This window comes from Citrobacter sp. Cpo065 (genome assembly GCF_030332805.1).
Lineage (GTDB): Bacteria > Pseudomonadota > Gammaproteobacteria > Enterobacterales > Enterobacteriaceae > Citrobacter > Citrobacter portucalensis.
In genome coordinates, this window is sequence record NZ_JAOWHC010000034.1 from 206147 (window position 1) to 220324 (window position 14178).

The window sequence follows — 14178 nt, forward strand, 5'->3', positions numbered from 1 at the left end:
CCGACTATAGAACCGTTCAGGGGATTTACCAACTTTAGCTGCAGATATTTAGAATAAAGATGTTGCACTAAGGCTACATTCTTATTGTCCTTGCTTCACTGGCGGGAGAGCTATCCTCGCCTCAGTTCAAACTTAATCTTAGACATATACGAATTCCTTCTTTTCAACGATACTCTTATGCTATGAGTTCAAATAAGCAGCGTTATTACAGCTCTTCAGGCAGATTCAAAATCAACATCGAATAATTTTTCGATATCCAAACTGCACCTTAATCAGTCCGGCGCATGGCAGACAGCCTCAATATTATGGCCATCAGGTGCAATGACAAATGCGGCATAGTAGTTTTCGCTATAGGAACGTAAGCCAGGTTCTCCGTTATCCTGGGCTCCTGTGCGCAAAGCAGCATTGTAAAATTCATCAACTTGCTGCCGGGTTTTTGCGACAAACGCCAGATGCAGAGGAGCCGGTTTGTCATTCGTGTGGAACAGACAAAGTGAAACATTATCGGAACCCATTTCAACACCGTAGCTTGGTGTGCCTTCATCGATGAGTTCTACGCCAAGCGGCTGAAGCGCGTTGAGAAAGAAAATTTTACTTTTTTCGTAATCACTTACACCGATTTTCACATGATCGAACATTCTTTATTCCTCATGAAGATATGAACAAATAAAGAGTATATAAAGAGATTGAAGTCGAATTCACGTAAGAACCTGTCAATGTGATGAACATCAATTTAGAGATCTATATATCTACAGTACCTACCTTTGCTGTTTTAATTGGATTCTTTGATTGCCTGGTTTGTATCCCGCCTAAATATTCATTAGGAATGGCACGATTATGGGGGATACTTACACTTGCATCTATCAGTTCAACTCACAGCAGATAACGTACGCTATGATTTAATAGTGAAACCGTCATTTTTTCCCGAAAAGGGTCGTCAATTAACGAGGGGGTTGTTATGAACACTCAGCCTGTCATCGGGATTAGTGGATGTTTAACTGGTTCAGCCGTGCGATTCGACGGTGGGCATAAACGGATGGGGTTTGTAATGGACGAGCTGGCTCAGTGGGTGACTTTCAAACCTGTCTGCCCAGAGATGTCCATCGGTTTGCCTGTACCACGTCCCGCGTTGCGTCTGGTTCAAACCGCCCAAGGGAATGTCCGCATCTGTTTTAGCCATGCGCCTGGTGAGGATGTAACCGATAAAATGTCCGATTTCACCAACTCATATCTTCAGGGACTTGGTGGCCTCTCGGGGTTTATCGTCTGTGCTAAATCACCGAGTTGCGGTATGGAAAGAGTGAGACTGTATGACGAGAAGGGAAATCGTGGGCGAAAAGAAGGGACTGGTCTGTTTACTGGCGCGTTAATGGAAACCTACCCGTGGTTGCCAGTCGAAGAAGATGGCCGCTTGCACGATCCAGTGCTAAGGGAGAACTTTGTCGAACGCGTGTTCGCATTGCATGAGCTTAATAGGCTGCGGGCCAATGGTCTTACTCGCCATGGCTTACTCAACTTTCACAGTCGCTATAAGCTACAGCTTCTGGCTCATCACCAGGCCGGTTACCGGGAAATCGGCCCATTCGTTGCCTCGCTTCACCAGTGGGATGATTTGGACGCTTTTTTCGTTGTCTATCGTGAAAAGCTCATGACGATCCTCAAAAAGCCCGCCTCACGAAAAAATCACACCAACGTACTGATGCATATCCAGGGCTACTTCCGCGAACGGTTGAACTCCCGCCAGCGCGGAGAGTTACGTGACGTTATCCTCAACTATAGCGGTGGGCTGCTGCCAATATTGGCGCCTCTGACGCTACTCAAGCACTATCTGGCTGAATACCCAGACAGCTATCTGCTTACCCAGAACTATTTTGATCCTTATCCGAATGAATTAGCGCTACGGTTGATGATCAAATAGTCTGAGAGCGATTCAACCGTTTCTGATTTTCTCATCGATACAAGGCTGAGGTTTACCAAACAGATATCCTTGGGCGAAATCGCAGCCCAGCGCCTGAAGGCTTTTTAGTTGTTCCTGCGTTTCAACACCTTCAGCAACAGCCTTCATATTGAGGGATTTCGCCATGCCGGTGATCAGTTTGATGATATTAAGCGCATCTTCCTGTGTGGATATTGAATGGACAAACGACTTGTCTATTTTAATTTTATCGAAGGCAAGCCTGCTCAGGCGCGAAAGGGAAGAATATCCGGTGCCAAAATCATCGATGGAGATTTTTACACCCATGGCTCTGAGTTTGTTAAGTGTGTTCATCGGCGTCGTACTCTCAGTGAACAGAGAGGATTCTGTTACTTCCAGTTCAAGACGATCGGCTGGGAGTCCAGTTTCTTTCAGAATAGACAGTACGATACCGACAAAGGCTTTGCTGCTTAGCTGGACAGGAGAGACATTCACTGAAATTTTAGCCGGAACCGCCCAACAAGCCGCTTCCCGGCAGGCAATTTCAAGCACAGCTTTCCCCATCTCATTAATCATTCCGGTTTTTTCAGCAACAGGAATAAAGTTATCCGGCGACAGGAGGCCCTTTAGAGGATGGAGCCAACGAATTAGGGCTTCATAGCTATAAATTTCCTGGCTGAAGGAGTCAACAATGGGCTGATAATAAACCACGAATTCTTTGTTCACTATTGCCAATGCCATATCATGCTCAAGCGTTCTGCTTTCTTGTAGCTTTTCTAACATTCGTTGTCGGAAGACTTTTATCTTACCAGAGCCTTCACCTTTGGCTTCATAAAGGGCCAGATCGGCAAATTTATAAAGATAGTCGGAACGACGTTCAGTGTCTGAGATAACAATGCCAACACAGGTGGTTATGTTGATAATCGTGTTATAAATAGTGTAGGGCTGGCTGATAAATTCACATATTTTCTGGGCGCGCGAAACAGCGTGGCTTTCTGTCAGGCCACTTGAGAGAAACGCAAATTCATCTCCGCCCAGGCGATACAGCGTATCCGAAGTAAGACTCATCGAAACCAGTCGGTCAGATATCTGGCGTAGCAACATATCACCGGCATCATGACCATACGTATCATTTACTTCTTTGAATCGATCTAAATCAAACAACATCACAGTCACAGAATCGTGATTTTTTTCTGCTCTCTCAATTGTTTTATTTAAATCGCTCCAGAATAGCTGACGGTTATTCATCTCGGTAAGAGAGTCATGGTAGACGTCATATTCCAGTTTAGCATTCTGAATTTGCAGTTTTTCTTTAGATTTCTGCAGTTCTTCGGCAAGACTCTTGACCTGCAGGTGCGCCCGCAGAATATTTCTGTTTTGATAGAAAATGAGCACGCCCAGAATCGCACTCAGTATTATCAGCAGCACAGAGGTTGCAGAATAAATATAGTACAGCGTCTGAATTTTTTGGTTGGCGTTATTGATCGAGTTAACATCTTTGTTTAACGCACCAGATGAAAGACGACCCAGTGGCGCATCCAGAGTATGCATTTTTTTCAGATAAGCCTGGAGTGCTGAACGGTTCATTTTTTCTAGATTAACATCCAGAAAACTAAGGGTATTTTCAAGTTTTACCGCCAGCTCGCGGTGGGCTATATTGCTTTCGATGTAGCGCCCCAGGTCACCTTCTTTTATCAAATCACTCTGGCTAAGCATAATGTCGAGGCGCATGCGTACATCATCGAGATTCATCGTATCATCGATAGTGTAAAGACCAAGCAACGATTCAAATCGGTAATATTGTGATACCAGCTGAGCAGCAGACCAGGAATCGGTGTAGTGAGTCAGTTTCTGTAACTCTTGTTGCCGTTCATGCACGAGGAAAGAGATATACCCGGTAGATATAAAAAGAAAAAAGATGATGCCAGCCAGTATTCTGTTCATGATGTTCCTCTGAACGCTTACTCAATATCCATACTACTGACCTGCCATGCAGACCTTGAATAATAAATCTGATTATTCAATTCTGGCATGCTGTCATAGGGGTACACAATGAATAACGGGCCTTTGTCACGGATGCGCATATATTTTCCGTTGATTTTTAACGCAAGGATAGCATTGTATTTTTTGAAATCACTAAGAGGGATAACAGTGGTGTAGTCATTGAGTGCAGTGACCTTAACAACAGAGCCGTTCGCCCCGACATAATCCATGAGCTTTTGTAGCGGAATACCCGTAAAGGTAGTGCGCCCATTATACCAGGGGGAGGTGGTCTGGAAACTGACCATGCCCAGCTTCTCAAGGCTGGCGGTATCAAAAACGGCTTTCCCGTCTGCATTTGTATTTTCAATATTACCCGACAGCGTTAAAAGCACTTTACCGGTGGGCCTGGAAAGTTCACCTGCCCATAGCTGGGTGGAGAGTACAAAGCTTACCAACATGACCATTAATCGCATTCTTACCTCACCAATCAGCCGGATGTTAAAGAATTATAATTTAGATATCACGCTATTTATATATATTGCATGGGTATTATTGGTGTAATAACTTCAATAGCTTTTTAACTCTTTTAAATCAGTGAGTTAGTTGTTACCTGTTCTGCTGTGGTGCATTAAAAATGCTAGTGTGTTATTTGAGTAAAGCTAAATTTCACTATGTATGTACAAAAATAAATCATCTATTTACTCAGTGCCAATAAATACGCACGAAAATAAAGGTTTATTTTTTTCACTGCAGCTGGATTTGGTTGTTTACTGGTGGGTAACTATATCGGGCACGAAGCCGCCTTTAGTGTAGCGGGAGCGCTTCGTGTCGGTAATCAAGGACAAAAATTCTATACGCGGCAAGTGTGGTCTATCTGAACCCGTTTATTCACCCCCCTGAGCTGACTGGCGGGCATACAGATAGGCGGTGGCCCTCGATACGCCCAGATGCTGTGCAACCGTATCCATAGATTTGCGTACGTTCAGCAAACCGTCCTGGCGTAATTGTTGAATCAGCAGCTTACGGTCTTGAGGTTTAAGGGCTCGGGCCGTCGTCGCGCGTTTAGCGGCAAAGTCATCAATACGCTGGCGGATGACTTCATTACTGCCGGGATCGATATGTTCCTTAATGGGGGAATTTTCAGTTTCAGTAAAACGCGCAAGAGCACTCTGCATACCACGGAACAGCGTCATATCGACATTCAGGCAAAGTGCCGCTACGTATTTGCCGTCTTCGTCCTTAATGCCAATCGATGTACTTTTCACCGGGCGGCCATCGGCAAACTGATTGCTGTAGTTCGCAATGATGCTGGGAAAGTCAGGTGATGCGATTCTCGCCAGGCCAAGCTCGGTTGCTGGCTGGCCAGGTTGACGTCCGGAAAGATTATTATGGATGGATAAAATGGCATGTTCTGGATTTTTGAGGTCATGAACCACCACTTCGCAAAACGGAGAGAAGGTCTCACTCAATCCCCTGGCGATAGTATCAATTTGGCTGAGAAGCGAGTTATTGTCGGTTTTTGGCATGCCAGTCTCCTGCGGTGATGTCTGTTGCCAGTTTACAGTGACCTGGGAGCGTTTTTCCAGACGGGAGTGTACAGACAGTAAAAGTAGGGTATCTGCATGGCAGATACCCTGTTTATCATCCGGCCAGAAATTCACTGTAGCGACTGATATCCACGTTTCCACCGCTGATGATAATGCCGATTTTCTTGTCGCGAAGCTCAGCTTTACGCGCTCTGGCGGCAGCAAAACCCAAACACCCGGTTGGCTCAACGACGATTTTCATGCGTTCAGCGATAAATTTCATTGAGGCAACTAACTCAGCGTCTGAAACAGTCAGAATATCGTTCACGTTTTGCTGGATAATCTGAAACGTATAGTTCCCGAGATGTTGAGTCTGAGCACCGTCAGCAATGGTTTTGGGCGTATCGATATGAACTATTTTTCCACTTCGGAACGACTGTTGACCATCGTTACCCGTCTCAGGTTCGATACCATAGATGATGCAGTCAGGAGACAGATGTCTGGCCGCCAGGGCGGATCCTGAGAGCAGGCCGCCACCGCCCAGACACACGAAAAGGGCGTCTAACTGACCCACTTCTTCAATTAGCTCTTTTGTGGCGGTGCCCTGGCCTGCGATCACGTGCGGATGGTCGTAAGGGGGGATCAGCGTTAACCCCTGTTTCTCCGCCAGGTCCCGACCAATTTTTTCACGATCTTCAGTATAGCGATCGTAAGTTACCACTTTTCCGCCATAGCCTTTCGTCGCCGCAACTTTGGCCGCCGGGGCATCATGCGGCATGATAATTGTTGCTGGAATACCCAACAACTTTGCCGACAGGGCAATGGCCTGTGCATGGTTGCCGGAGGAAAACGTCACGACGCCCGCAGCGCGTTGTTGTGGCGTGAACTGGCGTAGCGCATTCATAGCGCCACGAAATTTGAAGGCGCCCATTCTCTGGAAGTTTTCGCACTTAAAGAAGACTTCCGCGCCAAATTCTTCGTTAACCGTTCGGGAGGTCATCACCGGCGTTTTGTTAGCATAATCTGCGATGCGCTCTGCCGCAGCGGCAACATCGTTATAATCAGGCAGTGTCATTTCAGTCATTGTTGTTCACCTGTATGTTGTTAAACGTCACGCTTGCGGGGCCAACGCAATAGCTTCAACTTCCAGCGCAAAACCATAATGAAGTTCCGCAACACCTGCTACTGCACGGGATGGACGGAAATCGCCGATCCACTCTCCATAGATTTTGTTAAACGTCGGCCACTGGTTCATATCCGTCACATAGACGCGAACAGACACCAGATGCTGACGTGATGCCCCAGCACCAGCCAGACAAGCATCAATATTCTTGAGTACCAGCCGGGTTTGATCTTCAAAAGAGGCATCCGCTTTTTTCTCGCCGTCGAAAGTGACCGGCAATTGCCCGGAAATGAAGACGAATCCGCCAGCCGTTGTACTGTGCGAGTAATGACCTGCTGGCGGGAAGCTTCCAGCAGATGAGTTCAGTGTAATGTCCGCGGTCATATGAGAATCTCCAGTCGCAGTTTGTGATTCATTTTGTATAAAATAATACTGTTTGTATTATTTTATACTCCTTCATAGTGCGTTCGGCCAGCGATAGTTTTCGCTAACGCTGATTTTGTGAACTACTGCAAACGTGGCCCAGGCTAAATCACTGTCCTGGAGCGGTGACGGGGATATCGCTGTTGAAAGGGGAAAGCAGGGGGAAATGAAGAAACGCCCCGGGAGGGGGCGTCTAAGCCAAAAGTTTAGCTGATATGACCGTGGTTAATTTTACTTAGCGGTTCATTGATATCGAAGATTTTGAACGTTACTTCCTCCACACCCAGGTGCTTCAGGCGGGCGGTATGCTTTTTGATATAGGCCTGAGCGGTGTCTTCGTCCTGGAACAGGTAGATGCCTCCCGCTTCGTGATTTGCTTCGTTCTCGGTCCAGATTTTCCAGATGAACCCCGGCTCCTGGTTGATTGATTCTGCCAGTTCAACGAGCTGATTCGACATCTCAGCCCCAAACGGACCATGAAAGTCAAAGTGTATCTGCACGAGTTTGTTCGACATAAATCCTCCATGGATTGGTTATTTTGGGTAAGGCTGCTAGCGCAACAGCACTTTACCGGTCAGATAAGTTATCGCCTGCCCACTGATATAAACACGGGTTCCTGCTAACTGGCAGCGTAAATCCCCGCCGCGTTCAGAGACCTGGCGTGCCAGCATCTGTGTTTTATTCAGTTTTTCAGCCCAGTAAGGGATCAGCATGCTATGTGCTGAGCCTGTGACCGGGTCTTCCGCGACGGCTTCACCCGGGCAGAAGAAACGGCTGACAAAATCGTATTCCCCGTCACCCGACGCGGTGATGCATACCATTTTCCCCAGCGGAATCATGGCGTGGATGTTGGGGCGAACAGCCTCAACCTGCTGTTGATTTTCCAGCACCACCATGTAATCGCGTGCCACACGCACCTCTTTGTATTCGGTGATGCCTAATGTTTCCAGCAGTAAAGCGGGCGGCATGGCAGATTCGCTTTGCCAGGCTGGAAAATCAAGCGTCAGCCATTCACCGCAGCGCGTGACCGTCAGCGGTCCTACAAAGCGGGTAGCAAAATGGATTTTCGTATCCGGGTAATCCAGATGTTCAAAGATGACATGCGCAGCGGCAAGCGTGGCATGCCCACACAGATTAATTTCACCCTGAGTGGTAAACCAACGCAGCTCAAAGCCATTCTCATTGGCGACAAAAAAAGCGGTTTCTGACTGGTTATGCTGCTGCGCCATCTTTAATAATGTTTCATCGGGCAACCAGTCCGTGAGCGGACAGACTGCTGCGGCATTACCGCCAAATGTCGTGGTGGTAAAGGCATCCACCATGTAAAAATCGATTTGTTGCACAGAGTAACCCTCTCATCGCACTCAGGATAAATCACACTCTATCATGCCAGCCATTGGGTCAATGCTCAGATTCGCCACTGTGGTGAAAATTCGTTATCATCCGTTCCCACACCTCATTCTGGCCGCCTGATGTCTACGATCTTCGATACCTTTATTGCCCCGCCTTGCCATGACGAGATAGAGACCCTCTATCAGGACGAGCATCTGGTGCTCATCAATAAACCCAGCGGGTTGCTTAGCCTGTCGGGCAAAAATCCGCAGAATCTCGATTCGGTACATCACCGGCTGGTACAGATTTACCCTGGCTGCACGCTGGTACATCGGCTTGATTTCGGCACCTCTGGGCTGATGGTGGTCGCTCGTAACAAGGCTATTAACGCCGCGCTTTGCCAGCAGTTCAGCCAGCGGACGATCACTAAGGTGTACAGTGCGCTGTTATGCGGGCATCTGGAAAACGACGAAGGGGTTATCGACGCCGCAATTGCCAAAGACCCGGCGCTGTTTCCATTGATGTCGATTTGTGCTCTCAACGGCAAACCCGCGCGCTCGCGCTATCAGGTTGTCGAGCGTTTTTATCATCGTCAGGAAGAGGGGACGTTGCTCCCCTTGACGCGGGTACAACTGACCCCTGAAACCGGGCGCACCCATCAACTACGGATCCATTGTCAGCAGTTGGGACATCCTATTTTGGGGTGCGATCTGTACGGTGGACGTCTGCTGCCGGGGACTGAACAAACGCCACGGCTGATGCTGCATGCCAGTGAACTGCATTTCAGGCATCCCATTAGTGAAGCGTGGATGAACGCCAAAAACGCCAGCCCGTTTTGAGGCGAAAAAAAGCCGCCTGGTGGCGGCTTTTATGAGGTTATCGCGCAGCGCGTTGTAAAATAACCGCTGACGGCTGGCGTTGTAGAAACCGCATCCGCAGCATCATCAGTATCGCCGCAGAGGTCAGGCCGATAATAAAGCCCATCCAGAATCCCGCCGGTCCCATCCGGTCAACTACCAGATCGGTAAGCGCCAGAATATAACCGCTTGGCAGGCCCAGCACCCAGTATGCCGTAAAGGTAATAAAGAAAATGGAACGCGTATCTTTATAACCACGCAGGATCCCGCTGCCAATAACCTGGATAGAGTCCGAAATTTGATACACAGCGGCCAGTAACATGAGCTGAGCCGCCAGGGCGACAACTTCCGGGTTATTGTTATAGAGCAGGGCAATATGCTCGCGGAATGTCACGGTGAAAATCGCTGTTACGACCGCCATGCACACACCAACACCCAGACCCGTTCTGGCTGCGGTTTGCGCATCCAGCGTGGAACCCTGGCCCAGACGATAACCGACACGAATGGTGACGGCGGCAGCCAGAGACATTGGCAGGACGAACATTAACGAGCTGAAGTTCAGTGCGATCTGATGTCCGGCTACGTCGACAATCCCCAGTGGAGAAACCAGCAGCGCGACCACCGCAAACAACGTCACTTCGAAAAATAACGCCAGCGCGATAGGTAAACCCAGCTGTACCAGACGCTTCATTACTGCGGTGTCAGGTTTCTGGAAACCACGCTCATTACGGATATCGCGCATTGAACGCGCACGTTTGATGTAAGAGAGCATGGCGATAAACATCACCCAGTAAACCGCTGCTGTTGCCACACCACAACCCACGCCACCCAGTTCCGGCATGCCTAAATGCCCATAGATGAAAACATAGTTAACCGGAATGTTCACCAGCAGGCCGAGAAATCCCATCACCATCGCCGGTTTAGTCTTGGCTAATCCTTCGCACTGGTTACGGGCTACCTGGAAGAACAGATAACCCGGTGCGCCCCACAGCAGGGCACGCAGGTAGCCAACGGCTTTATCTGCCAGCGCCGGGTCGATGTTATGCATGGAGCGAATAATGTACCCCGCGTTCCATAGCACAACCATAATCAGCACGGAGACGCTGCCCGCCAGCCAGAATCCCTGACGTATTTGATGGGCGATACGGTCGCGGCGTCCGGAACCATTGAGTTGCGCAATCACCGGCGTCAACGCCAGCAGTAGTCCGTGACCAAACAGAATGGCCGGTAGCCAGATGGACGTACCAATGGCGACTGCCGCCATATCCGTCGCGCTGTATCCGCCCGCCATGACGGTATCAACGAATCCCATTGCGGTTTGAGCGATTTGCGCAAGAATCACCGGAATTGCCAGAGCTAATAACTGACGCGCTTCACTTACATACTTTTGCACGTGTACACCACTATATTGTTGTTATTTGAGAGACTAAAAAAGCCGCCTTATATGGCAGCAAGGAGAAAAAGCAGGGGAAATTTCAGTCTATTGTAGCGAGGAATACGTAATTCTCCAGTGAAAAAACAGGCGCTGGTGGCGCATTGCTGGCAACCTGAATTTCCACCTGCTATTGTGCTGTGCAGAGATGTCTTAATTGAGTTCAGGAGTAGGAAGTATGTTTACGGGTATTGTGCAGGGCACTGCAAAATTGGTGTCCATTGATGAAAAACCGAATTTTCGTACGCATGTTGTGGAGTTGCCTGAATATATGCTGGATGCGCTGGAGACCGGCGCATCGGTTGCCCACAATGGATGCTGCCTGACGGTCACCGAAATTAACGGTAACCAGATAAGCTTCGACCTGATGAAAGAAACGCTGCGTATCACCAACCTGGGCGATCTGAAGGTTGGAGATTTGGTTAACGTTGAACGTGCGGCAAAATTCAGTGATGAGATTGGCGGACATTTAATGTCGGGCCATATTATGACCACTGCCGAAGTGTCGAAAATTCTGACCTCGGAGAATAACCGTCAGGTGTGGTTTAAAGTCCAGGATCCGTCGCTGATGAAATATATCCTGTACAAAGGATTTATTGGTATTGACGGTATCAGTCTGACGGTCGGTGAAGTGACGCCGACGCGTTTCTGTGTACATTTGATCCCGGAAACGCTGGAGCGTACGACGCTTGGCAAGAAAAAGCTGGGCGCACGGGTTAATATCGAAATCGATCCCCAAACGCAGGCGGTGGTTGATACCGTTGAGCGTGTCCTGGCGGCGCGTGAAAGCGCCATCAGCAACATAACGGGCGAAGCGGGAGCCTAAGCCTGAGAGTAAAGCCCCCGTTGCTACGGGGGCGAAAACGATTAGCGGGGAACGCGCAGACCGTGTTCAACACCGCGGGAAAAGACCACCTGCCATAGCTGAATATCTCGAGCACGAAACGCCCCGGCGCAGGCGTTCAGATAATAGCTGAACATCCGCTTGAAACGTTCGGTGTAGTTATCGGCGATTTCAGGCCAGGAGCTCATGAAACGCTCGTGCCATGCCATCAGCGTCGTGTCGTAATCCGCGCCAAAATTATGCCAGTCCTCCATCACAAAATGTGGTTCGCTGGCGTTGGCAATCTGGCGAACTGACGGCAAACACCCGTTTGGGAAGATATACTTATTGATCCACGGATCAACGTTATTGTCGGTCTTTTTGGAGCCGATGCTATGCAGTAAAAAGAGACCATCCGGTTTTAAATTACGATCGACCACCTCAAAATAGGTGGCGTAGTTCTTCGGTCCAACATGTTCAAACATGCCGACGGAGACAATGCGGTCGAATTTGTCGTTCAGGTCGCGATAATCCTGCAGCAAGATGGTGACATCCAGCCCAGCGCAACGTTCCTGTGCCATTTTCTGCTGTTCTGCCGAAATGGTCACACCCACCACGCTCACGCCATATTGCGATGCCATAAACTGGGATAAACCACCCCAGCCACAGCCAATATCAAGCACCCGCATTCCTGGCTTCAGTTGCAATTTTTCAGCAATCATTTTGAGCTTCGCCTGCTGGGCAGATTCCAGAGTGTTGGCATCTTTCCAGTAGGCGCAGGAATACTGCATATAGGGGTCAAGCATGCGGGTAAAGAGATCGTTACCCAAATCGTAATGTTCTTTGCCGACCATCCACGCACGTTTTTTGGTCTGTAAATTGAACAGGCGAGCCGTGGCGATACGTAGCGTATCTTTAAAGTGGCGGGGGAGTTGGTTTTCAAGACCGGCGCGCAAGACTTTACTAAAAAACATGTCCAGCCGGTCGCATTCCCACCAGCCATCCATATAACTTTCACCCAACCCTAACGATCCTTCCTGCAATACGCGTTTGAAAAAATCGGGGTTCTTTACTCGAATATCAGCCGGTGCAGGGCCATTAATGGCAATGCCTGCACGGCTCAATAATTCATTGGTAATGCGGTACCAGTCATCATCCGGTACGCTGACGTCTTCTATACATGATGAACTCATAGCTTCTCCATCACTGGTCGGTGATCAGAACCTTAAAACAGCGTAGACGCTTTTTTGGGCTTTGTGAGAAATCTCACGGAATTAATCCGCGAATCTATAATCCGACGTAGAACAGAGGAAGGGAGAAACCCTTGCCGAAAAGGCCATCCGTGGTAAAACGGGAACGTTCTTGTCCCCGTTAACGCATTAAAATTATCGTTTTTTTAACAACTGAAAATCAGTATATGCCTGAATTTTTGACGATTCAACCAATAATTGTTAGCGGGCTAACTAAATGCCCGCAACCATTATTAGTGCGACTCTCCGTGGGCAACTTGCGCACGATCATCTGTTTGCGGGGCGTCAGTTTTCTGCGACTGCATTTTGTAACCCACAGCAGCCAGCAATACTGTTGTCAGCATAACGCTGGTGGTGGTGAGCAGTGGGGTGGCAATCAACCAGGAAACGACAAGGCTTGCCAGGAAGCATAAACCCAGTTGCAGCGTATTCTGCAATGCGGCTGCGCGTCCCGTGGCCTGTGGGAAAGGGCGTAATGCCTGCGCGACAACGATAGGGTAGATTGCGCCGTTCGCAATCGCCATAACGCAGAATGGGATCAGGATTTCAGCCAATGCAACATGATGAATAAAGCCGGTCGCCCAGGTGCCTACAACGCTGAAGGCATACAGAATGAGTAACCAGGGTAGCAGCTGACGACCCTGCCATTTTTGCAGCGCTGCACGACAGCCGTAACCACCAATTAAGAAGGCGATAGTTTGCGGAACATAGCTCAGACCAATTACCGCTGGGCTATAACCCATTTCGCTTAGGATGAACGGGGAACCCGTCAGCCATGCGAAAAAGCTCGCGGAACAGGCGGCATAAATCAGCACGTTTCCACGGTAAGTTTTCGAGCGCAGCAAGGTGGCGAAAGTCAGTTTATCCTGGCTGTCATCGCGCGCTTTAGCCGTTGGCTTTAGACGCAGAGCCGGAAGCATCAGAATCAGAGTAATGGCAAACAGAGTGGCAAAAATGGCCTGCCAGGAAAAATGTACCAGGATCCAACTGCCTAAAAGCGGGGCGAGTGCAGGAGATAACCCGACCAGCGGCATAATAGTGGCAAAGATGCGGTTTACTTTTTGTGAAGGATAATAATCGGTAACCAGCGCTTGCCAGATAACCGATGCCGCACAGACGCCAACGGCCTGAACAAATCGCAGTACCAGCAGACCAGTGGCGTTTTCAACCCATAGCATGCCCAGACTGCCCAGTGCGAAGATAGATAAACCCAGCAGCAAAATAGGCTTGCGACCATAGTGGTCAGAAAGCGGCCCCCACAGCAGTTGCGCGACGGCAAACCCCGCTAAGAACAAGCTCAGGCTGGCGCTGACGGCAGATGCAGGTGTTTGCAGATCGGACTGAATAGCAGCAAAGGCGGGTAGATACATATCCGTTGCCAGAAAACCGAGCACGCTAAGACCTGCCAGCCAGACTAAAAACCCTTTCCCAGGTTGCATCATCATTTCTCTTTTTTAGCAGTAGAACAATGCCGCTGAGTGTAGTGAGTGTAATTCTCGCTGTGAAACGCTAAT

The 14178-nt window shown here is 48.9% G+C and carries 14 protein-coding genes; 3 read left to right on the forward strand and 11 right to left on the reverse strand.

Features of this window, described 5'->3' with window-relative positions:
• Window positions 1–272 precede the first annotated feature (272 nt).
• Window positions 273–638 (reverse strand): VOC family protein, encoded by a 366-nt coding sequence (locus tag OGY68_RS17120; RefSeq protein ID WP_057067224.1) that lies wholly within the window; start codon window positions 636–638, stop codon window positions 273–275.
• Between the two features lie 320 nt (window positions 639–958).
• Here OGY68_RS17120 and OGY68_RS17125 point away from each other — a divergent pair, with 320 nt between their 5' ends.
• Window positions 959–1918 (forward strand): YbgA family protein, encoded by a 960-nt coding sequence (locus tag OGY68_RS17125; RefSeq protein ID WP_057067226.1) that lies wholly within the window; start codon window positions 959–961, stop codon window positions 1916–1918.
• A 12-nt stretch (window positions 1919–1930) separates the two neighbouring features.
• Here the strand turns inward: OGY68_RS17125 and OGY68_RS17130 are convergent, their stop codons facing one another.
• The 7 genes from OGY68_RS17130 to OGY68_RS17160 all read right to left on the reverse strand — a co-directional run bounded on the left by OGY68_RS17130 (window position 1931) and on the right by OGY68_RS17160 (window position 8313).
• A complete protein-coding gene (locus OGY68_RS17130) occupies window positions 1931–3859 on the reverse strand; it encodes a putative bifunctional diguanylate cyclase/phosphodiesterase (protein ID WP_048235445.1) in 1929 nt (642 codons plus the stop codon).
• A 17-nt stretch (window positions 3860–3876) separates the two neighbouring features.
• Window positions 3877–4371 (reverse strand): putative pterin-binding protein, encoded by a 495-nt coding sequence (locus OGY68_RS17135; protein WP_003832739.1) that lies wholly within the window; start codon window positions 4369–4371, stop codon window positions 3877–3879.
• 411 nt (window positions 4372–4782) lie between these two features.
• A complete protein-coding gene (locus OGY68_RS17140; protein WP_057067229.1) occupies window positions 4783–5424 on the reverse strand; it encodes a helix-turn-helix transcriptional regulator in 642 nt (213 codons plus the stop codon).
• A gap of 115 nt (window positions 5425–5539) precedes the next feature.
• Entirely contained in the window at window positions 5540–6508 is a 969-nt protein-coding gene (locus tag OGY68_RS17145) for a threo-3-hydroxy-L-aspartate ammonia-lyase (RefSeq protein ID WP_057067230.1), read from the reverse strand.
• Window positions 6509–6535: 27 nt separating this feature from the next.
• Window positions 6536–6931 carry a RidA family protein gene (locus OGY68_RS17150; protein WP_003832744.1) on the reverse strand — a complete coding sequence of 132 codons (396 nt, stop codon included), beginning with the start codon at window positions 6929–6931 and terminating at the stop codon, window positions 6536–6538.
• A 245-nt stretch (window positions 6932–7176) separates the two neighbouring features.
• On the reverse strand, window positions 7177–7485 hold the full coding sequence (locus OGY68_RS17155) for a monooxygenase (protein WP_057067232.1): 309 nt from the start codon (window positions 7483–7485) through the stop codon (window positions 7177–7179).
• 36 nt (window positions 7486–7521) lie between these two features.
• The gene (locus OGY68_RS17160; protein WP_048214274.1) at window positions 7522–8313 is read right to left on the reverse strand and encodes a PhzF family phenazine biosynthesis protein; all 792 of its coding nucleotides are present in this window, start codon (window positions 8311–8313) and stop codon (window positions 7522–7524) included.
• Window positions 8314–8442: 129 nt separating this feature from the next.
• On the opposite strand from OGY68_RS17160, the gene OGY68_RS17165 reads away from it, so the two are divergent.
• The gene (locus tag OGY68_RS17165) at window positions 8443–9141 is read left to right on the forward strand and encodes an RluA family pseudouridine synthase (RefSeq protein WP_057067234.1); all 699 of its coding nucleotides are present in this window, start codon (window positions 8443–8445) and stop codon (window positions 9139–9141) included.
• Window positions 9142–9178: 37 nt separating this feature from the next.
• Here the strand turns inward: OGY68_RS17165 and mdtK are convergent, their stop codons facing one another.
• Entirely contained in the window at window positions 9179–10552 is a 1374-nt protein-coding gene (gene mdtK, locus OGY68_RS17170) for a multidrug efflux MATE transporter MdtK (protein WP_008784661.1), read from the reverse strand.
• 217 nt (window positions 10553–10769) lie between these two features.
• On the opposite strand from mdtK, the gene OGY68_RS17175 reads away from it, so the two are divergent.
• Entirely contained in the window at window positions 10770–11417 is a 648-nt protein-coding gene (locus tag OGY68_RS17175; protein ID WP_003832752.1) for a riboflavin synthase, read from the forward strand.
• 41 nt (window positions 11418–11458) lie between these two features.
• On the opposite strand, the gene cfa is transcribed toward OGY68_RS17175, so the two are convergent.
• Both cfa and punC read right to left on the reverse strand, forming a co-directional pair.
• Entirely contained in the window at window positions 11459–12607 is a 1149-nt protein-coding gene (gene cfa / locus OGY68_RS17180; RefSeq protein WP_048214272.1) for a cyclopropane fatty acyl phospholipid synthase, read from the reverse strand.
• 290 nt (window positions 12608–12897) lie between these two features.
• Complete coding sequence (gene punC / locus OGY68_RS17185) at window positions 12898–14103, reverse strand: purine nucleoside transporter PunC (RefSeq protein WP_032943314.1); 1206 nt, start codon at window positions 14101–14103, stop codon at window positions 12898–12900.
• Between the last annotated feature and the right edge of the window lie 75 nt (window positions 14104–14178).

What these genes read in the sequence shown, in the direction of transcription:
- OGY68_RS17120 (WP_057067224.1), bottom strand. Translation starts at nt 638, where the DNA reads ATGTTCGATCATGTGAAAATCGGTGTAAGTGATTACGAAAAAAGTAAA.
- OGY68_RS17125 (WP_057067226.1), top strand. Translation starts at nt 959, where the DNA reads ATGAACACTCAGCCTGTCATCGGGATTAGTGGATGTTTAACTGGTTCA.
- OGY68_RS17130 (WP_048235445.1), bottom strand. Translation starts at nt 3,859, where the DNA reads ATGAACAGAATACTGGCTGGCATCATCTTTTTTCTTTTTATATCTACC.
- OGY68_RS17135 (WP_003832739.1), bottom strand. Translation starts at nt 4,371, where the DNA reads ATGCGATTAATGGTCATGTTGGTAAGCTTTGTACTCTCCACCCAGCTA.
- OGY68_RS17140 (WP_057067229.1), bottom strand. Translation starts at nt 5,424, where the DNA reads ATGCCAAAAACCGACAATAACTCGCTTCTCAGCCAAATTGATACTATC.
- OGY68_RS17145 (WP_057067230.1), bottom strand. Translation starts at nt 6,508, where the DNA reads ATGACTGAAATGACACTGCCTGATTATAACGATGTTGCCGCTGCGGCA.
- OGY68_RS17150 (WP_003832744.1), bottom strand. Translation starts at nt 6,931, where the DNA reads ATGACCGCGGACATTACACTGAACTCATCTGCTGGAAGCTTCCCGCCA.
- OGY68_RS17155 (WP_057067232.1), bottom strand. Translation starts at nt 7,485, where the DNA reads ATGTCGAACAAACTCGTGCAGATACACTTTGACTTTCATGGTCCGTTT.
- OGY68_RS17165 (WP_057067234.1), top strand. Translation starts at nt 8,443, where the DNA reads ATGTCTACGATCTTCGATACCTTTATTGCCCCGCCTTGCCATGACGAG.
- OGY68_RS17175 (WP_003832752.1), top strand. Translation starts at nt 10,770, where the DNA reads ATGTTTACGGGTATTGTGCAGGGCACTGCAAAATTGGTGTCCATTGAT.
- cfa (WP_048214272.1), bottom strand. Translation starts at nt 12,607, where the DNA reads ATGAGTTCATCATGTATAGAAGACGTCAGCGTACCGGATGATGACTGG.
- punC (WP_032943314.1), bottom strand. Translation starts at nt 14,103, where the DNA reads ATGCAACCTGGGAAAGGGTTTTTAGTCTGGCTGGCAGGTCTTAGCGTG.